Consider the following 22185-nt stretch of genomic DNA (forward strand, 5'->3'; position numbering starts at 1 on the left):
TGATTTTGGGCCTACCGTTAACACGAACGGACACGGCCGATGCAGGGAGCGCGGCCGCGGAAATCGCAAGGAAACATCATGGGTAACCGGTATGAACGCTCGCGCCTGTCGCGCTCGTTCACCTATAAGGGCATTCAGTACCACCCCGCCATGCTCGCCGTGCTGGCCGCGCAATGCGTGTGTCTCGCGGTATTTTCGTTCGCCGACACGCTGCTCGACAACGACAAGTGGCTTGCCGCGATGCTCGGCTTCAGCCTGCTGTTCGGACTGATCCTCACGCTCGGTTTTTTCGGCACGTGGAGCCAGTTCCGCGACGACATCGACCTGCGCACCTTCTTCGACACCAATCCGGTCGAACTGGCGATCGCGGTGGCGACCGCCGGCGAGGTGATCGCGATCCTGATGATCGCGCCCGTGAACTGAGCGCGCACCGCAAACGTGCATGAGCGGGCCGCACGCGCGGCGGTCAAGGATCAGGGCACGAGCCAGAGCGCGGCGCCGTAGATCGCGAGCGAAACGACGAACGTCACGGCGGTGTAGCCCATCACCCGCTGGATGCGGATGCCGGCGATCGCGACAACCGGCACCGCCCAGAACGGCTGCAGCATGTTGGACACGTTCTCCGCCATCGCGACGCCCATCGCGGTGCGCGGCACCGACGCATGCAGGCTCAGCGCGGCCGGCAGCACGAACGGTCCCTGCACGGCCCAGTGGCCGCCCGCGCTCGGAATCAGCAGCGTAATGATCAGCGAGCTCAGGTAGCTGAACAGCGGCAGCGTCACCGGCGTCGCGATCGCGACAAACGTCTTCGCAATCGCCGACGCGAGCCCGGTGCCCGTCATCATCCCCATGATCCCGCCGTACACCGGGTACTGCAGCAGCATCGAGCCGGTCTGGCGCGCCGCGCGGCGGATCGCATCCGCGTATGCGATCGGGGTGCGCTGCAGCGCAAGGCCGATCAGCAGGAAGATCAGGATCGTCGTATCGATGTCCAGATCGAAGCCCTTCGCATGCCAGGTCATCGCGAGATAGCCGACGCCGAGGGCGAGCAGCAGCAGCGTGCCGAGCATCGAGTTTTCGGCGCGCGCCGCAAACGACGTGCGCGCCGCGCCGCGCGCATGCGGATCGGCATCGGCGGGCGACGGCGCGTCGTCGGAAGTGGCATCCGTGAATGCGACGACGTGCTCGGGCTTCGGATGCATCGCGATGAAGATCGCCGTCATCACCACCACCACGGCAACGGTCGGCACGAACACGAAGGGCGCGAAGATCGTCTCGGTGAGCGGGATCACGTGACCGGTCGCCTTTTCGACGAGGTTCAGCGCGTTGCCGTGCGAAGCCTGCGACAGCGCGATCGAGCTCGACAGGCCGCTGTTGCAGATCGACCAGGCCGAGTAGCTGCCGGCGACGAGCCACGCGAAATCCACCTTGACGCGCCGCGCGATTTCGCGCGACAGCAGCGCGCCGACAATCAGCCCGAGCCCCCAGTTGAGCCACGCCGCCACGCCGACGATCGGAAACACCAGCAGCGCCGCGCGCGCGGGCGTGCGCACGCCGGCTGCCAGCGCGCGCAGACCGCGCTGCACGAGCGGCGCGTCGGCGATCGCATAGCCGGTGGCGAGAATCAGGATCATCTGCAGCGCGAAGCCGAGGATGTGGAACGTGCCCTCGTACCACGAGCTCAGAATGACCGGCATCGACGCGTGCGGCGCGAATCCGAACGCGAGCAGGATCACGACGAACGTCAGGCCGATGGACAGCACGAACGGGTCGGGCATCACCTGTTCGAACAGATAGACAAGACTGGCGACGACGCCGCGCTGGCGCTCGCCGGCGCGCGCGGGGGCGGATCCGGGTTGGGGGGTGTGCATGATGTCTCTTCCTGTGCCCGCGCGAGGCGCGGGTCCTGTGTCTCTGCGATCGCGGCCCGTCCGCCCGGAGGCGGACAGGACGCGGCGCTACCACGTGTACGCACAATGCATAGCGATACACGCGGCACGAACCCTACCTGATTTTGAGATTTGCTGCTCTGAAGCCGGCAAAAGGAAGCGCGCGAGGAAAGGAGACCCGCAAAAGCAAGAAGGCAGCCGGAGGCTGCCTTCTGTCGGGCGATGATCGCAAAGCGTCAGAACGCCGTACCGATCTGGAACTGGAATTTCTGGTACTGGTCGCCCGTGTGCTTGACGATCGGGAAACCGAGACTCAGCTTCAGCGGACCGATCGGCGAAATCCACGCGAGACCCGCACCATACGCGTAACGCAGCCCGTTGGAGCCGACGCTGTTGCCCTCGGTGCCCCAGACGTTGCCGCCGTCGACGAACGTGAACACGCGCAGCGTGCGATCGTAGCCGGTGCCCGGCAGCGGCAGCGTCAGCTCGATGTTGCCGACCAGCAGCTTCGAGCCGCCGATCGGGTCGCCGGTCGTCGCGTCGCGCGGACCCAGCGAGCTCGGCTCATAGCCGCGCACCGAACCGATACCGCCCGCGAAGTAGTTCTTGAAGATCGGGAACGGCTTGCCGTCGAGGCCGTTGCCGTAGCCGCTCTGGAAGTTCAGGCCGAGCACGAAGCCGCGCGCGAACGAGTAGTAGTATTGCGCCTGCAGGTCGGCCTTGTAGTACGGCGTGCTGCCGATCGGCGTACCCCACTCGGCGTTCGCCTGCGTGTAATAGCCGCGGCTCGGCACGAGCGCGCTGTCGCGATTGTCGCGCGACCAGCCGACCGTCAGCGGGTAGTTGTTCGACACGCGGCCGAAGTCGTTCACGTAGTCGATATAGCTTTGCGGCGTCGTCGAGTCGAGGTCGAGGCGGTCCTGCTCGATGCCGAGACCGAAATACACCATGTCGGTTTCGGAGAACGGGATGCCGAACTTCGTGTCGGCGCCCATGCTGATAATCCGGAAGCTGGTGTCGGTCGTGCTCGAATAATAGAGCGGCTCGCTCGTCCGGTAGTAGACGTCCGTGATCCGCTTGATGCCATCCACCGTGAAATACGGGTCGACCTGCGTGACCGTCAGCGTGCGGAACGTCGTGGCCGTGTTCACGTTCACCGCGAGGCTCGTGCCCGAGCCGAACACGTTGTCCTGCGACACGCCGGCCGACAGGATCGGGCCTTCGCCCGAGCCGTAGCCGACCCCCAGCGTGATCGAGCCGGTCGGCTTCTCGGTCACCTTGACGTCGACGTCGACCTGGTCGGTCGTGCCCTCGACGGGCACCGTGGTCACCTGCACGTCGGTGAAGTAGCCGAGGCGGTTGATGCGATCCTTCGACAGCGCGAGCCGGCTGGAGTCGAACCACGAGCTTTCGAGCTGGCGCATCTCGCGGCGGATCACCTCGTCGCGCGTGCGCGTGTTGCCGGTAATGTTGATGCGGCGCACGTACACGCGCCGGCCCGGCGTGACCTGCAGCGTCAGGTCGACCTTGTGGTGGACCTGATCGATCTGCGGCTGCGCATTCACCGTGGCAAACGCATAGCCGTATTCGCCGAGCTTGTCGACCAGCGCCTTCGTGGTCGCCTTCAGCTTCGCGGCCGAGAAGCGCTGCCCCGCCTTGATCGTGATGAGCTTCTGCAGCTCGGCCTGGCGGTCCAGCAGATTGCCGGCCAGATGGACGCCCGAGATCGTGTACGGCTGACCCTCGTGCACCGCGAGCGTCAGGTACATCTCCTTCTTGTCCGGCGTCAGCGACACCTGGGTGGAGTCGATGTTGAACTCGAGATAACCGCGGTCCAGGTAGTACTGGCGGACGTTCTCGAGGTCGGTGGTGAGCTTGTCCTTCGTGTACAGGTCGTTCTTCGTGTACCACGAGAACCAGTTCGGCGTGCCTTCCTGCATCTGGTCGCGCAGCGTGCTGTCGCTGAACACCTTGTTGCCGACGAAGTTGATCTGGCGGATCTTCGCGCTCGGCCCTTCGATCACCGAGAACAGCAGGCCGACGCGGTCCGTGTCGATCGGCGTGACGGTGGTCGTCACTTCCGCGGCGTAGTAGCCGCGCGTCAGATACTGGCGCTTCAGCTCCTGCTCCGCGCGGTCGACGAGCGCCTTGTCGTAGTAGCGCCCCAGCGACAGCCCGACCGCGTTCAGCGCCTTCGTCAGGTTGTCCTTGTCGAACTCGTGGATGCCGGCAAAGTCGATCGTGCCGATCGCCGGACGCTCCTGCACCTGCACGATGACGACGTCGCCCTCGGTCGAGATCTTGACGTCGTTGAAGAAGCCGGTCGCGTACAGCGCGCGGATCGCGTCAGTCGCCTTCTGATCGGTGAAGGTCTCGCCTTTCTTGATCGGCAGATACGCGAAGACCGTGTCGGGTTCGATGCGCCGCAGACCCTGGAGCCGGATGTCCTGAACCACGAACGGGGCGGTGGCGTAGGCCGAAGCCGCGGTGGCGCTCAGGCCAATAAATGTCAGCGCCCTGGCGCAGCGGGCCGATAGAGTGTGAACCTTCATGCAGGATAAGCGACAAGAATTCAATGCAATCTGGAAACCGCCGCCGCTGTTTTTCCCATATCTGGTGGACGGCGCGGAGGGGGATGTCTCTCGGGTCTACAGCTGCCTGATGCCGCGGGCCGCGACGGTCCGCGAACCCGGCCGGCGCCCTGCATCGGCCGGCTGCCTGTTGCCGGCGCGAGCACGAGGCGCACGCCGCGCGCAGGACACGCCGTCAGCACAACTGGAAACTTCAGGCTAAAGCCAGATCGGGAGTATAGAACGGAATGGTTCCGATGCGGCCAACCCGGGAATCATATGATTACCGCTACTTTCTTACTGCGTGGGTACATTCCTTACAGATCACGCCCATTCCTCCGATTTTTAATGAGGATTCTTCGTAGCATATCACGAGCCCATCCCCGTTAATCTGACCGGCATTCCCGTCTGCAACGGCATCCGCACGCGGCTCGACGGTTCATGCGCCGCCATTCTAGCGCATGGACACCCCCAACATTCATGAATGTTCAAATGAAAGCGAGAGCACGCGGCGCACGGGGGCCGCGTCGCGACCGGCAATCGAAATCCCGCGGACCGCCCACGCGAAGGTTGCGGGAAACAGACACGTGCCTGCGCCTGCAGCCGCCTGCAGTCACCGTCAGCTGTCCTGTGCGCGCGGCGCGGCCGGTGCGCCGCGCGCCCCCGGTTCGCCGTGTTCGCCGCCCGGGCGGCGCGCGCCGCCCGCCCCGGGCGACAGCGGCGCCAGCAGGTTGCGCAGGGCCGCCATGCTGAGCGGCCGGGCGAACCAGAACCCCTGCACTTCGTCGCAACCGAGCTCGGCCAGACGATCCGCCTGCGCCTGCGTCTCGACCCCTTCCGCGGTCACGCGCAGTTTCAGCGCGTGCGCCATCGCGATGATCGCCCCCACCAGCGCCTCGCACTGCGGATCCGTCATCATCCGCATGACGAACGAGCGGTCGATCTTCAGCCGGTTCAGCGGGAAGCGCGTCAGGTAGGCGAGGCTCGAATAGCCGGTGCCGAAGTCGTCGACCGCGACCTCCACGCCCAGCCTGCGCAGCGCCTGCAGCGTGCGCAGCGCGTCGTCGCTGTCGTCGAGCAGCACGCCCTCGGTGATCTCCACTTCGAGGCACGACGGTTCGAGCGCCGCGTCGTGCAATGCGCTTTCGATCATCGCGAGCAGGTTCTGCCGGCGAAACTGCTGCGGCGACACGTTGACCGCGACGCGCGGCAGCGTGCCGGTGAGCCGCAGCAGCTTGCCCGCCTCGCGGCACGCGGTGCGCATCACCCATTCGCCGATACCGTCGATCAGGCCGGTCTGCTCCGCGACCGGCACGAACTCGGCCGGGCTGATCATCCCGCGCAGCGGATGATTCCAGCGCAACAGCGTCTCGACCTGCGCGATATGGCCGGTCGCGAGCGTGATCTGCGGCTGGTAGACGAGGTGCAGCTGCTGGCGCTCGAGCGCTTCGCGCAGCATCGTTTCGAGCTCGAAGCGGCGCGCCGCCTGCCCTTCGAGTTCGGGCGAAAAGCGCCGTGCGGCGCGACCGCCGGCGCTGCTCGCCGCGGACAGCGCGACGTGCGCGCGCCGCATCAGCGTCGCCGCGTCGCCGCCGTGCTCGGGATAGCCGGCGCACCCGAGACTCGCGGCGATCGTGAGCGTGGTGCCGGCGCAGTCGATGGGGGCGGCGATGCGCGCGAGCGCCGCTTCCGCGAGCGCGTCGGCCGCCGCGCCGGTGTCGTCGACCCGCATCGCGAACTGGCTGCCGCTCACCGACGCGATCAGGCCGTCATGGGGAACCAGCCCGCGCAGCCGCTCGCCGACGATCTGCAGCACGAGCTCCGCGCCGTGCGAGCCGAGCGCGTCGCGCAGTTCGCGCAGCGAGTCGAGTTCGGCGAGGAGCACCATGAAACCGGTGCCGTCGCGCCGGCAGCGCGCGATCGTCAGATCGAGGCGCTCGGCGAACAGCGTCTGGTTCGGCAAACGGGTGATGCCGTCGTGATGCGAGACGTACCAGAGCCGCGCCTCCGACTGCGCGTAACGGCTCGTTTCCACGATCATGCCGACGTAACGGCGCGGCGCAGCCTGCGCGAAGGCGCCGCTCCAGTGCGGTTCGCGGCGCGCGCCGGGGCGTTGCGCGGGCGCGGGCGCCGGCCCCTCCGCCTCGCCCTCCCCGGCGAGCGCGAGCGGCGCGAGCGCGAGCATCACCGGCACGCGAGCCTTGTTGCGCTTCACGCAGGTCCATTCGCGTTCGTAATGCGCGTAGTGCGCGGATCGCGCCTGCGGCGACGATGCGAACCCCGCCGCGCCCGGCAGTTCGGCGCGGCGCCGCGCGAGTTCGGACGGATCGAGCAGCAGATGGTACGGGCAGCGCCCGACCAGTTCGTCCGCGCGATAGCCGGTCAGCCGCTCGCACGCGGGATTGACCGCTTCGAAGGTGCCGTCGGCCGCGCAGACGAACACGGCGTACGGCGCCGCAGCGAATGCCGCGCCGCCCAGTCGCTCGCCCATCGAACGATCGTCATGCATGCGCCACCCCCTCGGCGCGCGGCCGGCGGCACGCCGCATCGCGCCCGCGCCGGGCGGCGGCCCGCCCTCCGTTGTCGTCCATCGTCTCCCTCGCCCCCGATCTTCACATGATGTTCGCGCTGCCGGCGATTGCCTCGGCGCGTCGCTGCCGATCGCCTTCGATGCATTGCCGCAGGTCGCCGCGATGCCGGCACACCTGCGCACCTGCGCACTCGCGCACTCGCGCACCTGCACACTCGCACACTCGCGCACCTGCACACTCGCACACCGGCACGCGCCGCCAACCACAGCGTACCGCGCCCGCCTGACGAACACCTCACACCAGGCAGACCGCCTATGCCACCGCACGTCGCCGTGCGCAGTCGCACTGCCGCCTGCTCACGGCGGCGCACGGCGGCAGGCCGACACGAGGCTGACTCGCGAGACTGACCCGATCGTAATCGGACGGGCGCGTGAACGAAACCCGCGCAGGACGCGCAAGCGAATGTCGGGCGAGCCGGCTTAGCGCTCGCGCGTCTCGACCCGCACCGCGACCGGGCGCCCGGCGAGCGGCAGCGCGCGTGCGCGCAGCAACTTGAGCCGCTTCGCGCAGGCCGCGAGCAGCAACAGGATGGCGATGGCCGCCGCATCCCCCGCGAGGCCGTTCAGCCAGGCCGGCTTGCCGGCAAGCCGGACGGCCGTATCGACGCCGATCGACACAAGCGTGCCGCCGACGAAACAGACCAGCCCCTGACGGCCGACCTCGACCACCGCCGGCAGCCGTTCGGCGAGCCGCCGCACGATCTGCCACCGCACCAGCTGCGCGACGAGCCATGCCACCGAAACAAAGCTGAGCACGCGGATCGCGACGAGATTCTGCTTCATGTAGCCCGGTGTCGGCTGCGTGTAGACGCACAGCTTCACGTAAGCGATCCCCAGCGCGACGACGAGCGCCGCGACCGTGAGCGCACGCCCGGCGCCGCCGCGCTGAAACGCCCCGGATGCGGGGTGCAGGCGGCACAGCACGCCGAACATGAACATCAGTTGCCAGGCGAACGGGTTGAATGCCCATCCGCCGGGGTCCGTGCTCGGCAACAGACGGCCGAGCCACGCGCTCGCGAGCCACACCGCGACGCTCAAGGCGAGCGCCGCAGCGGGCCGCCGCGCGGCGAGCGGCACCGAAACCGGCACGCACAGCGCGAACAGCGTGTACATCGGCAGCACGGCGGACAGGAACGGCTGATGCTGCAACGTGACGATGCTGAGCAGGTCGCCGAGCGGATGCTGGAGAAATCCGTTCCAGCCGGTTTCGCCGGGAACCGGCGAGGCCACCCGGCACAGCGCGAGCGCCGCGCCGGCGACGAGCATCAGCGCCGCGGTCAGCAGGTAGGCGCGGTAGATCTCCCAGGCCCGCACGACGAAACGCCGCTGCGCGGCGCCGATGCCCCGATAGGCCTCGACGTACGAAAACGCGGCGGCCGACGCATACCCGCCGAGGAATACGAACACTTCGGCGGCGTCGCAGAATGCGTAGCTGTGCAGCATGAAATGCGACAGCACGCTGCCTTCAATGTGATCGATTGCAATGACGATCAGCACGAGACCGCGCAGAAAATCGATCTCGATCGATCGTCGGACGGGCGCATTCATCGACGGCGACTCCAGGGGGCAGCCGGCCGCAATGGAACGACCACGGGCCGCACGGGTAAAAATCCGGACAGGCAAACCGGAGAAACGCGAAGCAAGGCTTATGCCAAACTGCTGCCGAACATGTGCCGGACGCGCGAGCGCGGGCCAGCGGCGAGGCGCCAGGTGCAAGCGCGACGCCGATTGAACCGCAGCACTCGCCTCGTTGTAAACCCGAAGAATTTTCAACATGTTACGCGAGTCCGCCGCGTGTCCGTCACGTGCGGCCGGCCGCGCATCCGCGCGCTGCGACAGGCGCCGCGCCCCGCCTGCTCTCATTCTGGAAACCGCCCGATGCCGGCAGCAAGTGAAACGGCCGTAAAGCCCCGTGGGACGACGATACGCCGTGACGCATGGTTACAAATACGGCATGTCCACCGCGCACCGTGCGCCGCTGTCAGGCAGCCACCGCGGTCTTGTCGGCGGTCTTGTCGACGCTCCCGCCGGTGACACGGTCCGCCAGCTCGCCGCCCAGCGCGTCGACCAGATCGGCGAAGAGCCGTGCGAGCTCGCCGGTCATCAGCGTGATGTCGGCATCGAACTGCTCGTCGTCGTTTTGCGCGGCATCCCCGGCCTCGCGCAGCACGTCGAGCGGCGCGACGCGCTTGAGCGTCAACGACGGCGTCAGCACGAACGACACCCGGTCGTCCCATGTCATCGCGAGACGCATGCACTGCTTGCCGGCTTCGATGTGGCGGCGCATGTCGTCCGCATCGAGCGTGTGCCCGACGTAGCGCACCGTCGCATTGCCCTGCACCGGGGAGCGCAGTTCGGTATCCTGGTCGAGCGTGAAGCCGGCCGGCGCCTCGCCGCTCGCGAGCCAGCCGGTCATCGCGGCCACCGGCGAGCGCGCCACGCGCACGCTCGCGAGCGGCAGCTGGCCGGCCGACTTGACGAGCAAACCGAGTACTTCGTCCGCAAGCGTCTGCGACGCGGCGTCGATCACGAGCCAGCCCCGGACCGTATCGATCCACACCCGCGTATCGCGCCGGATGCTGAATGCGCGCGGCAGCAGCTCGTCCGTGACGAGCTCCTTGAGTTCGCGCATCTGCTTGCGGCCGGGCTTGAAGCCCTGCTGCTCCTCCCGTTCAAGCGCGCGCGAACGCGTGACCTGGTTGATCACCGACGCCGGCAGCAGTTTCTTCTCGCTGCGGAACAGCAGCAGCCACTGCCGGTTCGTCACGTGGACCAGCGGGCCGTTTTCGCGCGGCGGCGCCCATCCGTGGATGTGCCGCTCGACGCTCATGGCCGGCGCAAACGCATACGGCGCGAGCCACTGTTCCATCTGCTCGGGCTTGACCTGCCACGGCGCGGGGAGACGATGAAGCTGGAGATTCCTGAACCACATGGGCGTACGGGCAAAGCGCGCCATTCTATACGAGCGGGCGGCGACCGGCACCGTCGGACGGCGCGCGACGCCGCGTTCCTCGCGTGAATCACCTAGACTTTTCTTATGCAGCAGACGGAACAGGAGGCTGCCATGGCGGAATCGATGGTAGGCATCATCGTGGGGCTGATCGTGCTCGTCGGCTCGGTGGTGCTGGTCTCGACGCATCACCGGCGCGTGCCGCCGGGACAGCACGGGCTGCCCCGGCACGACGGCCACCGGCTGTGGGAACGGATGCGGCACCGGCACTGACGCACCGCACCGCCCGCCGGGCCGCGCGCCCGCGGGCAGGACAGCATTCGGCTCGCGCCGTGCTGGTCCGCGCGAACCGCACACGGAGACGACCATGCCTGACACGACAGAAGACTGGCAAACGGTTGAGTACGAAGGTTTCGAAATCCACGTGCTGGCGCGTCCGACGGAACCCGACGGCACTCGCTTCAGTTACGCCGGCTACGTGTGTCATCCGGGGGCCGACGCCCGCATGCCGGGCCATACGGTGCCGTTCCACGCGGACGGCGACGCATCGTATGCCAGCGCCGCGCAAGCGCGCGGCGACGCGCTCGCGGTGGGACGCGAGATCGTCGACGGAACCCATCCGGATCTGTCGGTGCTTGCGCTCGTGACGAGCGGCGCCTGAGCGGCCGCGCGCGTGCCGCCGGTTCAGGCGCCGCGCCGCGCGACCGGCGGCGGCCCGGCGCCGATGCCGGGCTCCGCGCGCGCGGCGCCGCGGACGGCGCGCGCGAGCGCGTACAGCCGCTCGTTGGCCGGCCCGGGTGCATGGTTCGCCACATTGCGGTGCGCGTTCTGCACCAGCGCGCGCCGCAGCAGCGTGTCCGTATGGAGACGCTCGATGGCGTTCGCAAGCGCTTCGACGTCGCCGGGCGGCACCAGCAGGCCGGCCTTGCCGTCTTCGAGCAGCGCGCGCGGGCCGCTCGGGCAATCGGTGGCGATGACCGGCGTGCCGAGCGCCATGGCCTCCGCGAGCACGATGCCGGATCCTTCGCCGCGGCTGCTGAGCACCAGCATCTCGGCCTGACGCACATACGGAAACGGATTCGGGCAGAAGCCGAGGAAATGCACGCTCGCGCGAATCCCCAGTCCGGCGGCAAGCTGCTCGAGCGCCTGCTGATCCGGCCCTTCGCCGATCAGCACGAGATCGGCGCTGCTCAGGCCGTGCGCGCGCGCGAGTGCAAACGCGCGCAGCAGCGTCGCGTGATCCTTCTGCGTTTCGTCAAGCCGCGCGACCGAAACGATGAACGTCTGCGCGGGCCGCGCTTCGAGCGGCACGCGCGCGCGGGCGCGCAGCCGGTCGACATCGATCACGTCCGGTAGCTCGACGAGATGCGCGGCGCGGCCGCTCATCAGCTGCTGCGCTTCGCCCAGCATGCCGGGCCCGAGCACCGCAAGCGTGTCGTAGCGGGCAAGCTGCGCGGCGTAGCGCGCGGCGGCCTCCGGGCGCGCTCCGGCCAGCGCCGTGGCGAGACTGAAGTGGCTCACGCCGATCCATGACGCGCGCCCGCTGCCCGCAATCGTCCGCAGCGACAGATCGAAATCGCACACCACGTCGTGTTCGCGCGCGAGGCGCCGCATGCGCAGCGCGAGGAGCGGCCGGATCGCGCGGCGCACACCGGCGCGGAACAGGCGCTTCAGCGCAGACGCTGCGTCGCGCCGGCGGCCCGCCTCGCATAGCGCGTACATCCATGTCGACGGAGCGAGCACGTGGAGCGGCACGTCGTCCGGCAAGCCGTGCGCGCGCCAGAACACGAGCGCGTCGCCGGGAAAGGTCAGCGCGAGAGCCGGCGTGAAGAGGCTCCGGTCGAGGGTCCGCAGCCATGCGAACAGCGACGCCTCCACCCCGCCTCTGCCGAGATGATCGACGTGAAACAGGATGCGCAGCGGCGCGCGGCGCGGCGCGGTGCGCGGCTCGATGCGGGCAGATCGGCTCTCGTAGGGCATGCTGGCGTGGGCGACGGCTGGACGAAGGCTGGGCAGGTGGCAACGGACGGCGGCATCGGGCCGCACGCGCCGGGCAGCCTGCACCCGGCGCGCGCCTGCGATTAAACCACAGGCATTGCACGTTTGACTTTCAGTCCGCCGACGGCCGGGCGCCGGGCGTCACGCCGCGTGCTGCTGGAACTGGATGCGGTGCAGGTGCGCGTAGAGGCCGTCCTGGCCCAGCAGGTCATGGTGACTGCCCCGCTCGACGATGCGCCCCTGCTCCATCACGAGAATGCGGTCGGCGCGCTCGATGGTCGAGAGCCGGTGCGCGATCACGAGAGTCGTGCGGCCCTTCATCAGCGTTTCCAGCGCGGCCTGCACGTGGCGCTCGGATTCGGAGTCGAGCGCCGAGGTCGCTTCGTCGAGGATCAGGATCGGCGCGTCCTTGTAGATGGCGCGCGCGATCGCGAGGCGCTGGCGCTGGCCGCCCGACAGCATCAGGCCGTTGTCGCCGACCAGCGTCTCGATGCCCTTCGGCATCGACTGCACGGTGTCCCACAGGTTGGCCGCCTGCAGCGCCGCCTTCACCTTGTCGGGGTCGGCGGACTGGCCGTAGGCGACGTTACGCGCGATCGTGTCGTTGAACAGCACGACGTCCTGGCTCACCATCGCGATCTGGCTGCGCAACGCATGAATGCCGTATTCCTGGATGGGCACGCCGTCGACGAGGATTTCGCCGCCGGTCGGGTCGAAGAAGCGCGGCAGCAGGTTCACGAGCGTGGTCTTGCCGCTGCCCGAGGGCCCCGCGAGCGCGACCATTTCGCCGGGTGCGACGCGGAACGACACGTGGTCGAGCGTCGCGCGTTCGTGCGTGCTGTTCGCGCCGTAGCTGAACGACACGTTGCGGAATTCGACCTCGCCCGACGCGTGTTCGAGCGTGCGCCCGCCGCCCTCGGGCTCGGCCGGTTCGTCGATCAGCCCGAAGATCAGTTCGCACGCGGTCATGCCGCGCTGCAGCGGCTGGTTCACGTCCATCAGGTGCTTGAGCGGCGAGATGATCAGCAGCATCGACGTGACGAACGCGACGAAGCCGCCCACCGTGGTCTGGTCCGACGACGACTGCACCACCGCGATCGTGATCACGAGCGCGAGCGCAATGGACGCGAGGAACTGCGTGAGCGGCTGCGCGAGGCCGCCCGACACCGTCATGCGCATGGCGTAGCCGCGCAGGCGACGGCTCATCTGCGTGAAGCGGTCGATCTCGTACTGCTCGCCGTTATGCACCTTGACGACCTTGTAGCCGCCCACCGTCTCCTCGACGATGTACGACAGCTCGTTCGTCAGCAACTGGTTCTCGCGGTTCAGGCGCCGCAGCCGCCGGTTGATCTTGCCGACGAGCCAGCCGATGGTCGGCAGCAGCACCGCGACGATCAGCGTCAGCTTCCAGTTCAGATAGAACAGGTAGCCGAGCAGGAACAGCACGGTGAGCGAGTCGCGCACCAGCGTGACGAGCACGCTCAGCAGCACGTTGAGGATCTGGTTGACTTCGAAGACGATCGCGTTGATCACCGTGCTCGCGGTTTCGCGCTGGAAGAAGCCGACGCTCGTGTGGATCATGCGGTTGAACATTTTCAGCCGCAGTTCGAGCAGGATCCGGTTCGACACATACGCGAGCAGATAGCCGGACGCGTACTGCGACACGCCGCGCACGAACGCGAGACCGATCACGGCGAGCGGCACGAGCCACTTCGCCTTGCTGCTGGCGTGCGTGCCGAAGCCCTTGTCGAGCAGCGGCTTGAGCAGCGCCGGAATACCCGCGTCCGTGCTCGCGCTGACCGCCATCGCGACGACCGCGCCGACCAGCACCCACACGAGCGGTTTCAGGTAGGGCCAAAGCCGGCGCATCACGACGGCGGGAGAAGACGCATCGCCTGAACCGATGACTTTGCTTAACGTAGGCTTGGCGCTCAAGGAATCCTCTGCGTGCGGGTCGCGCGAGCGCTGGCGAGGCGCAACAGGCGAAATACCGCATTGTAAACGTTTGACCGCGGCACGCACCCCTGGCCGGTCGGCCAGCCGCGCGCGCGACGCGGCGCCTTACCGCGCCGGACGCGGCACGGCGCTGTGTATACTTGCGCGGCCGGTTTCGCGCCGGCGCCCCCTATCGCGCCTCACTCTTCGTCCAGCGCATGACACAGACTACCCTCGGCGTTGCCATCATCACCCGGAATGCGGCGGCGCGCCTCGCCGAGTGTCTCACGGCCGTGGCCTTCGCCGACGACGTCGTCGTGCTCGACAGCGGCAGCACCGACGACACCCTCGCCATCGCTCGCAGCCACGGCGCGCGGATCGTGCAGTCGGCCGACTGGCCCGGTTTCGGGCCGCAGAAAAACCGCGCGCTCGACGCGCTCGGCACCGACTGGATCCTGTCGATCGACGCGGATGAAATCGTTTCGCCGGAGCTGGCGGCAGCGATTCGCGCGGCGCTCGCCGCGCCCGCCGCCGACGTGTACGCGCTCGACCGTCTGTCGTCGTTCTGCGGTCACTGGATCCGGCATGGCGGCTGGTATCCGGACTGGATTCCGCGCCTGTTCCGGCGCGGCGCCGCGCGCTTCTCGGACGACCTGGTGCACGAGCGGCTGGTGTTCGCGGGGGCGGCGCAGCGGCTGAGCGGCAAGCTGATGCACTACTCGTACGAAGACTTCGAAACGGTGCTGCGCAAGCTCGACGCCTATTCGAGCGCCGGCGCGCGCCAGCGGCGCGACGCGGGCGGGCGGGGCGGCTTCGGCAAGGCGCTCGGGCGCGCAGCGTGGGCGTTCTTTCGCACGTATGTGCTGCGGCGCGGCTTTCTGGACGGCCGCGCCGGTTTCATGATCGCGGTGTTCAACGCGGAGACCGTGTATTACCGCTTCCTGAAGCTCGCGCACCCGCGCGCGCCACACGACGCGCCGCGGCGCTGAAGCGCGGCAGGCGCGGCAGGCGCGGACCGCCCGCGCGCCGACGCCTTCCTGATACGTCAATGCGTCAGTAGACGATCTCGATCGAGCTGCCCGCGAGTTCGCCGCGCAGTGCAGCGAGCAGTTCGTCGGTCGGCTTCACGCGCCACGCGTCGCCGAGCCGGACCTCGCCCTCGGCATTCTCGCTCCGGTACACGACCTGCACCGCGAGGCCGCTCGGAATCTGCACCGCGCTCCGCTGCCGGCCGCCGTCAGCGCCGCCGAAGCCGCCCGCGCGCGGCCCGCCACGCGGCGCCGCCGGAGCCGGCGCCGCTTGGGGCGCATCGGGCGGCGCACTGTGCGCTTCGAGCACGCGGCGCAGCGCAAGCGCATCCGCGTTGCCGTTCATTTTCACCTTGACCGCTTCCGCATAGCGGCAGCGGGCGCGGCCCAGGTCCATCACCGTGTCGACGGTGAAGCGGATGCCGCCGGTGAACGCGTCGTTGCGCGCCTGGCCCTGCACGACCAGCAGTTCGTCTTCGCGGAACAGCGCCTTGTGCGCCTCGTACAGTTCGTTGAAGGCCGTGACTTCGCACTGCCCGGTGCCGTCGTCGAGCAGCGCGACGAGCATCTTGCCGCGCTGTGTCATCTGCGTTCGCAGCGAGACGATCACGCCCGCGATCAGCTTGTCGCGCCCTTCCTTCAGCTCGCCGATCTTCTGCCGCACGAAGCGGCGGATCTCGTCCCTGTACGCGTCGAACAGGTGGCCGGACAGATAAAAGCCGAGCGCGCCTTTCTCTTCCTGCAGCTTGCGCTTCTCCGGCCACTCGGGTTCGTCGACCAGTTCATGCCCTTGCGACGGCGCGTCGCCCATGTCGAAGAGCCCCGCCTGCATGGCGTTCGCGCTCGCCTGCTCGGCCGCTTCCATCGCGAGCGGCACGGACGCGAGCAGCTGCGCGCGGTTCGCGTGCAGCACGTCGAATGCGCCGGCGCGGATCAGCGCCTCGATCGTCCGGCGATTCACGATGCGCCGGTCGATGCGATTGCAGAAGTCGAACAGGTCGATGAACGGACCGTCCTCGCGCGCGCGCAGGATCTCCTCGATCGCGCTCTGGCCGCTGCCCTTTACCGCGCCGAGACCGTAGCGGATCGTCTTCGAGCGCTTGCCGTCCTTCTCCGCGACCGGCTCGAAGCGGTACGCCGACTGGTTCACGTCCGGCGGCAGCACCTTCATGCCGTTGCCGATGCAGTCTTCGAACAGGATCTTGACCTTGTCCGTGTCGTCCATCGCGAGCGACATGTTCGCCGCCATGAATTCGGCCGGGTGATGCGCCTTGAGCCACGCGGTGTAGTACGCCAGCAGCGCGTAGGCGGCCGCGTGCGACTTGTTGAAGCCGTAGCCCGCGAACTTCTCCATCAGGTCGAAGATCTCGTCGGCCTTCTCCGCGGTGAGCCCGTTGTCCGCCGCCCCTTTGCGGAACAGCTCGCGGTGCTGCGCCATTTCCTCGGCTTTTTTCTTGCCCATCGCACGGCGCAGCAGGTCGGCGCCGCCCAGCGAGTAGCCGCCGATGATCTGCGCCATCTGCATCACCTGCTCCTGGTAGACCATGATGCCGTAGGTCTCTTTCAGGACAGGTTCGACGCGCGGATCGGGGTACTCGACCGTCTCGCGCCCGTGCTTGCGCGCGCAGAAGCTAGGGATCAGATCCATCGGGCCGGGACGGTACAGCGCGACGAGCGCGATGATGTCCTCGAAGCGGTCCGGCTGCGCGTCTTTCAGCATGCCCTGCATGCCGCGGCTTTCAAGCTGGAACACGGCGACCGTGTTGGCCTTCTTCAGGATCGCGAACGACGCGGCGTCGTCGAGCGGCACCTGCGCGAGCGACCAGTCCTGCTTCGACGGATCGAGCCGGCGGATGTAGCGCTCGGCCCAGTCGAGGATGGTCAGCGTGGTGAGGCCCAGAAAGTCGAACTTGACGAGGCCGACCGCTTCGACGTCGTCCTTGTCGTACTGGCTGACGACGCCGCTTTCGTCGCCCTGCGTGTAGAGCGGGCAGAAGTCGGTGAGCTTGCCCGGCGCGATCAGCACGCCGCCCGCGTGCATGCCGACGTTGCGCGTGAGGCCTTCGACGCGCTGCGCGAGTTCGAGCAGTTGCCGCACCTCGTCCTCGTTGTCGAAGCGCTCCTGCAGCAGCGGCTCTTCCTTCATCGCGTCGGCAATCGTCACGTGCTTGCCGGGCTTGAACGGGATCAGCTTCGCGACGCCGTCGGTAAACATATAGCCGAGGTCGAGCACGCGGCCGATGTCGCGCACCGCCGCCTTCGCCGCCATCGTGCCGAACGTGGCGATCTGCGACACCGCATCCGCGCCGTACTTTTCCTTCACGTACTGGATCACGCGGTCGCGGCCATGCTGGCAGAAGTCGATGTCGAAGTCGGGCATCGACACGCGCTCCGGGTTCAGGAAGCGCTCGAACAGCAGGTTGTAGCGCAGCGGATCGAGGTCGGTAATGCCGAGCGCGTACGCGACCAGCGAGCCCGCGCCGGAGCCGCGGCCCGGCCCGACCGGCACGCCGTTGTTCTTCGCCCAGTTGATGAAGTCCGCGACGATCAGGAAGTAGCCCGGAAAGCCCATCTTGATGATCGTGCCGCACTCGAATTCGAGTCGCCCGTAGTACGTCTCGCGCTGCGCGTCGCGCGCGGCCGCGTCCGGGTAAAGCTGTTCGAGGCGCTTTTCGAGCCCCTCCTTCGACAGCCGCACCAGGTAGTCGTCGAGCGACATGCCGTCCGGCGTCGGAAAGAGCGGCAGCTTCGGCTTGCCGAGTTCGAGCGTGAGATTGCAGCGCCGCGCAATTTCGACGGTATTGGCAAGCGCCGAAGGAATGTCCGCGAACAGCGCGCACATCTCGTCCTGCGTGCGGAAGTACTGCTCGGTCGAGAAACGCTTCGGGCGGCGCGCGTTCGCGAGAATGTCGCCCTCGGAGATGCACACGCGCGCCTCATGCGCGGTGAAGTCGTCGGCCGTCATGAACTGCACCGCGTGCGTGGCGACGACCGGCAGCTTCAGTTGCGCCGCGAGCTTCACCGCCTCCTGCACGTAGGCCTCTTCGCCCGGCTGGCCGCAGCGCTGCAGCTCGATGTAGAAGCCGTTGCGGAATACCTGCGCCCAATGCTGCGCGCGACGGCGCGCCGCCTCCTCGTTGCCGGCCGCGAGCGCAAGCCCGATATCGCCCTGCTGCGCGCCCGAGAGCGCGAGAAGCCCCTCGGCGAGGCCGCCTTCGAGCCAGCCGGCCTCGATTTCGGCGCGGCCGCGGTACTGGTTCGTGAGCCACGCGCGCGTCAGCAGCTCGCACAGGTTCAGATAGCCGCGCCGGTCTTTCACCAGCAGCAGGAGCCGCGACGGCTTGTCGCGATCGGCCGGATTGGCGACCCAGACATCGCAGCCGGCGATGGGTTTCACCCCTTTGCCACGGGCTTCCTTGTAGAAACGGACGAGGCCGAAGCCGTTGCCGAGATCGGTCAGCGCGAGCGCACCCTGACCGTCTCCGGCCGCGGCCTGGACGACGTCGTCGAGGCGCACGATGCCGTCGGCAATCGAGAATTCGGAATGGACGCGGAGATGGACAAAGCGGGGATCTGACATGGGCGCTATTGTAACCCCAGCTGTAACCCCAGCTCACCCGGCGCTTGCGTCGCACAGGCGCGAAACGCCGCCTGCCGGCCGAACGGACAAGGGCTGACCAGACGGCCAGCGTGGCAAAGCGCGCGCTTGAGGGATAATACGGGTTTCGCCCTGCTCGCCATGGCCTTGCCATGGCCGCCACGTTATCGCCGCACCATCATGAGTATCGTCAATCTCGCCGCCTACCAGTTCGTGACGCTGGATTCCCTCGACGTGTGGCGCCCGGCCGTCACCGCGCGCTGTCTCGCGCTCGGTCTGCGCGGCACGATCCTGCTCGCGCCCGAGGGGATCAACCTGTTCGTCGCAGGCACGCGCGACGCTGCCGACGCGTTCATTCGCTATCTGCGCCACGACCCGCTGTTCGAGGGTAAATTCGCGCCGCTGCAGTTCAAGGAAAGCCTGTCGGAGAAGCAGCCGTTTCGCCGCATGCTGGTGAAGCTCAAGCGCGAAATCATCACGATGAAGAAGCCGGCGATCCGGCCGGAACTCGGCCGCGCGCCGTCCGTCGACGCAGCCACGCTCAAACGCTGGCTCGACGCCGGCCAGGACGACACCGGCCGCCCGGTCGTGATGCTCGACACGCGCAATGCGTTCGAAGTGGACGTCGGCACGTTCGACCACGCGCTCGACTACCGCATCGGCAAATTCAGCGAATTTCCCGGCGTGATCGAAGCCCACCGCGCCGACCTCGACGGCAAGACCGTCGTGTCGTTCTGCACCGGCGGCATCCGCTGCGAGAAGGCGGCGATCCACATGAAAGAGGTCGGCATCGAGAACGTCTATCAGCTCGAGGGCGGCATCCTGAAGTACTTCGAGGAAGTCGGCGGCGCGCATTATCGCGGCGAATGCTTCGTGTTCGACTATCGCACCGCGCTCGACCCATCGCTGCAGCCGACCGACACCGCGCAGTGCTTCGGCTGCCGCGCGATCGTCAGCGCCGACGCGCAACGCTCGCCGCTCTACGTGCCCGGCAAGACCTGCCCCGCATGCCATCCGCAGCGTCCCGCCGCGCAGGCGGCCTGATGGGTCTATGAGTCCGATCTCGCGCCGCGCCGGCGGCGCACGCACACACGCATGAGCCTGCCCGCCGCGCCCGCGTCCCCCGGCCGCATGGCTTTGCCCGCATGCGCGGACAGCGGCGCCGATCGGCCGTATCGGGGCCGCTTCGCGCCGTCGCCGACTGGGCCATTGCACTTCGGTTCGCTGGTGAGCGCGCTCGCAAGCTGGCTCGACGCGCGCGCCCGGCAAGGCGTGTGGCTCGTGCGCATCGAAGACATCGATGCGCCGCGCACCGTGCCCGGCGCCGCCCAGCAGATTCTCGCAACGCTCGCGCGCTTCGGCCTCGTCGCAGACGAACCGCCGCTGTGGCAAAGCGCGCGCACTGCCCACTACCGTGCCGCGTTCGACCAGTTGCGGCGCGACGGCTGGGTGTATCCGTGCGGATGCTCGCGCAAGGAAATCAGCGACTCGCTGTTGCGCGCCCATGCGCGCAACACGACGCTCGCCTACCCGGGCACGTGCCGCGACGGGCTGCACGGCAAGCCCGCGCGCGCCTGGCGGCTGCGCGTGCCGGATGCGCCCGCGGCCGCCATCGCGTTCGACGACCGCTGGCAGGGTCCGCAAACGCAGAATCTCGCGACGGAGGTGGGTGACTTCGTGCTGCGCCGTGCCGACGACCAGTGGGCCTATCAGCTGGCGGTCGTCGTGGACGACGCGCAGGCAGGCATCACGCATGTGGTGCGCGGCGCGGACCTGCTCGATTCGACCGCGCGGCAGATCTGGCTGCAGCGCTGCCTCGGCGTGCCGACGCCCGCGTACCTGCACGTGCCCGTGGTCGTCAATGCGGAAGGGGAAAAACTCAGCAAGCAGACCGGAGCAGCCGCGCTCGATGCGCAGCGCCCGCTCGATGCGCTCGCCGCGGCCGCGCAGCATCTGGGGCTCGCGGTCGCGCCGTGCGCGTCGCTTGACGCGTTTCTGGAAGCGGCCATTGGCGCATGGGCGCGGCGGCTGGCGGCGCGCGCAAGCCAGCTGGACACGCCCGCGCAGAAGGGCTGAAAAGAGCTGAATAGGGCTGATCGCCGCGCATGGCGCCGCGCCGATCAGGGGTCCGGGATCAGGACGAGGTCGTGCTCTTGCGGGGCATCCCGAAACCGCCGAGCAGCGCGGCGAGCGGCTGCTTCGATGCCGGCTTGGCCGCCGGCGCGGGCGCCTCGTCGGGCTTGCGGGTGGTCGGCGACGGCTCGTACGGCTTGTAGAAAAATTCGTCCACCGGCTGTGCACGGTGATGGTGCGGGCGCTCGAACGACGCCGCCGCACCCGGCGCGGCGCGCCGCCGCGCGGGACGCTCGTCGCGCTCGCGGCGCGCGCCGCGTTCTTCGTGGCGATGCCGCACCGGCACGTCGACCACCAGCGTCTGCACATCGAGCGGCCGCTTGATCAGCTTTTCGATATCGGCAAGCTGCTTGCGCTCGTTCGGGCTGCACAGCGACATGGCCTCGCCCGACGCGCCCGCCCGCCCGGTACGCCCGATGCGGTGCACGTAGTCCTCGGCGTTGAAGGGCACGTCGAAGTTGATCACCGCCGGCAGTTCGACGATATCGAGCCCGCGCGCGGCCACGTCGGTCGCGACCAGCGCGACGATCTCGCCGCGCTTGAACGCGTCGAGCGCCTGCATCCGCTCGTTCTGCGTGCGGTCGCCGTGAATCGCGGTCGCGACCACGCCGTCGCGCTCCAAGCTGCGCGCGAGACGGCTCGCGCCGATCTTGCTGTTGCAGAACACGATCACCTGCTTCAGGTCGCGTTCGCGGATCAGTTGCACGACCGCGCCGGTCTTGTCGCCCTCCGCCACTTCATAGACGGTCTGCGCGACGTTGGTGGCGGTCGAATTGCTGCGCGCGACTTCGATGGTCTGCGGATTGCGCAGGTAGGTCGACGCGAGCTTCTTGATTTCGCCGGAAAACGTCGCGGAAAAGAGCAGCGTCTGACGCTCCTTCGGCAGCAGGTTCAGGATGCGCTGCAGGTCCGGCAGAAAGCCCATGTCGAGCATCCGGTCGGCTTCGTCGAGCACCAGCATCTGCACCTGGCCCAGATTCGCGGTCTTTTGCTGCACGTGATCGAGCAGGCGCCCCGGCGTCGCGATCAGGATTTCGACACCGCGACGCAACTGCTCGGACTGCGGATTCATGTCGACGCCGCCGAACACCACCGCGCTGCGCAGCGCGGTGTGCTTCGCGTACGCGTGCACGTTGGCGGCCACCTGGTCGGCCAGCTCGCGGGTCGGCGTGAGGATCAGCGCGCGCACCGGGTGGCGCGCCGGCGAGGCGCTCGTATTCGCGTTCGGCAGCAGGCGCTGGATGATCGGCAGCGAAAAGCTGGCGGTCTTGCCGGTGCCGGTCTGCGCGGCGCCCATCACGTCGCGCCCGGCCAGCACGACGGGAATCGCCGTTGCCTGGATCGGCGTGGGCGTCGTGTAGCCCTGGTCGGCAATCGCCTTCAGGATGTCGGGCGCGAGACCGAACTGGTCAAAGGTCGCAGGATGGGTGGTGACGTCGGTGTCGGACATGGTGGCTTTCGCTAAAAATGCGCCTGCGCGGGGAATGCGGCATG

At 68.2% G+C, this 22185-nt stretch carries 15 protein-coding genes; 6 read left to right on the forward strand and 9 right to left on the reverse strand.

Annotation, left to right across the window (positions count from 1 at the left end):
• The first annotated feature begins 78 nt into the window (after positions 1–78).
• The gene (locus AC3AP7_RS11390) at positions 79–423 is read left to right on the forward strand and encodes a hypothetical protein (protein ID WP_475762973.1); all 345 of its coding nucleotides are present in this window, start codon (positions 79–81) and stop codon (positions 421–423) included.
• 50 nt (positions 424–473) lie between these two features.
• Here AC3AP7_RS11390 and AC3AP7_RS11395 read toward each other — a convergent pair whose 3' ends face one another.
• The 5 genes from AC3AP7_RS11395 to AC3AP7_RS11415 all read right to left on the reverse strand — a co-directional run bounded on the left by AC3AP7_RS11395 (position 474) and on the right by AC3AP7_RS11415 (position 9981).
• The gene (locus AC3AP7_RS11395; RefSeq protein ID WP_475762971.1) at positions 474–1871 is read right to left on the reverse strand and encodes a TIGR00366 family protein; all 1398 of its coding nucleotides are present in this window, start codon (positions 1869–1871) and stop codon (positions 474–476) included.
• Positions 1872–2125: 254 nt separating this feature from the next.
• Positions 2126–4441 (reverse strand): outer membrane protein assembly factor BamA, encoded by a 2316-nt coding sequence (gene bamA, locus AC3AP7_RS11400; protein WP_475762969.1) that lies wholly within the window; start codon positions 4439–4441, stop codon positions 2126–2128.
• A 637-nt stretch (positions 4442–5078) separates the two neighbouring features.
• Positions 5079–6968 (reverse strand): putative bifunctional diguanylate cyclase/phosphodiesterase, encoded by a 1890-nt coding sequence (locus tag AC3AP7_RS11405; RefSeq protein WP_475762967.1) that lies wholly within the window; start codon positions 6966–6968, stop codon positions 5079–5081.
• A 501-nt stretch (positions 6969–7469) separates the two neighbouring features.
• The gene (opgC, locus tag AC3AP7_RS11410; protein WP_475762965.1) at positions 7470–8597 is read right to left on the reverse strand and encodes an OpgC domain-containing protein; all 1128 of its coding nucleotides are present in this window, start codon (positions 8595–8597) and stop codon (positions 7470–7472) included.
• Positions 8598–9030: 433 nt separating this feature from the next.
• Positions 9031–9981 carry a recombination-associated protein RdgC gene (locus tag AC3AP7_RS11415; RefSeq protein ID WP_475762963.1) on the reverse strand — a complete coding sequence of 317 codons (951 nt, stop codon included), beginning with the start codon at positions 9979–9981 and terminating at the stop codon, positions 9031–9033.
• A gap of 132 nt (positions 9982–10113) precedes the next feature.
• Between AC3AP7_RS11415 and AC3AP7_RS11420 the strand changes: the two genes are divergently transcribed.
• Both AC3AP7_RS11420 and AC3AP7_RS11425 read left to right on the forward strand, forming a co-directional pair.
• On the forward strand, positions 10114–10272 hold the full coding sequence (locus AC3AP7_RS11420; RefSeq protein WP_475762961.1) for a hypothetical protein: 159 nt from the start codon (positions 10114–10116) through the stop codon (positions 10270–10272).
• A 94-nt stretch (positions 10273–10366) separates the two neighbouring features.
• Complete coding sequence (locus AC3AP7_RS11425) at positions 10367–10660, forward strand: hypothetical protein (protein ID WP_475762960.1); 294 nt, start codon at positions 10367–10369, stop codon at positions 10658–10660.
• 23 nt (positions 10661–10683) lie between these two features.
• Here the strand turns inward: AC3AP7_RS11425 and AC3AP7_RS11430 are convergent, their stop codons facing one another.
• Positions 10684–11979, reverse strand: a complete 1296-nt coding sequence (locus tag AC3AP7_RS11430; RefSeq protein WP_475762958.1) for a glycosyltransferase — start codon at positions 11977–11979, stop codon at positions 10684–10686.
• Between the two features lie 159 nt (positions 11980–12138).
• Complete coding sequence (gene msbA, locus AC3AP7_RS11435) at positions 12139–13932, reverse strand: lipid A export permease/ATP-binding protein MsbA (RefSeq protein ID WP_475762955.1); 1794 nt, start codon at positions 13930–13932, stop codon at positions 12139–12141.
• A gap of 218 nt (positions 13933–14150) precedes the next feature.
• On the opposite strand from msbA, the gene AC3AP7_RS11440 reads away from it, so the two are divergent.
• Complete coding sequence (locus AC3AP7_RS11440; RefSeq protein WP_475762953.1) at positions 14151–14921, forward strand: glycosyltransferase family 2 protein; 771 nt, start codon at positions 14151–14153, stop codon at positions 14919–14921.
• Between the two features lie 64 nt (positions 14922–14985).
• Here the strand turns inward: AC3AP7_RS11440 and dnaE are convergent, their stop codons facing one another.
• Complete coding sequence (dnaE, locus tag AC3AP7_RS11445; RefSeq protein ID WP_475767969.1) at positions 14986–18549, reverse strand: DNA polymerase III subunit alpha; 3564 nt, start codon at positions 18547–18549, stop codon at positions 14986–14988.
• Positions 18550–18738: 189 nt separating this feature from the next.
• Here dnaE and AC3AP7_RS11450 point away from each other — a divergent pair, with 189 nt between their 5' ends.
• Together AC3AP7_RS11450 and gluQRS are read left to right on the forward strand one after the other, a co-directional pair.
• On the forward strand, positions 18739–19602 hold the full coding sequence (locus AC3AP7_RS11450) for a sulfurtransferase (protein ID WP_475762951.1): 864 nt from the start codon (positions 18739–18741) through the stop codon (positions 19600–19602).
• A gap of 87 nt (positions 19603–19689) precedes the next feature.
• Positions 19690–20634, forward strand: coding sequence for a tRNA glutamyl-Q(34) synthetase GluQRS (gene gluQRS, locus AC3AP7_RS11455; protein ID WP_475767967.1), 945 nt, complete (start codon positions 19690–19692; stop codon positions 20632–20634).
• Between the two features lie 58 nt (positions 20635–20692).
• On the opposite strand, the gene AC3AP7_RS11460 is transcribed toward gluQRS, so the two are convergent.
• Positions 20693–22141 (reverse strand): DEAD/DEAH box helicase, encoded by a 1449-nt coding sequence (locus AC3AP7_RS11460; RefSeq protein ID WP_475762949.1) that lies wholly within the window; start codon positions 22139–22141, stop codon positions 20693–20695.
• Positions 22142–22185 lie beyond the last annotated feature (44 nt).

It is taken from the genome of Paraburkholderia sp. PAMB 6770 (assembly GCF_057748135.1).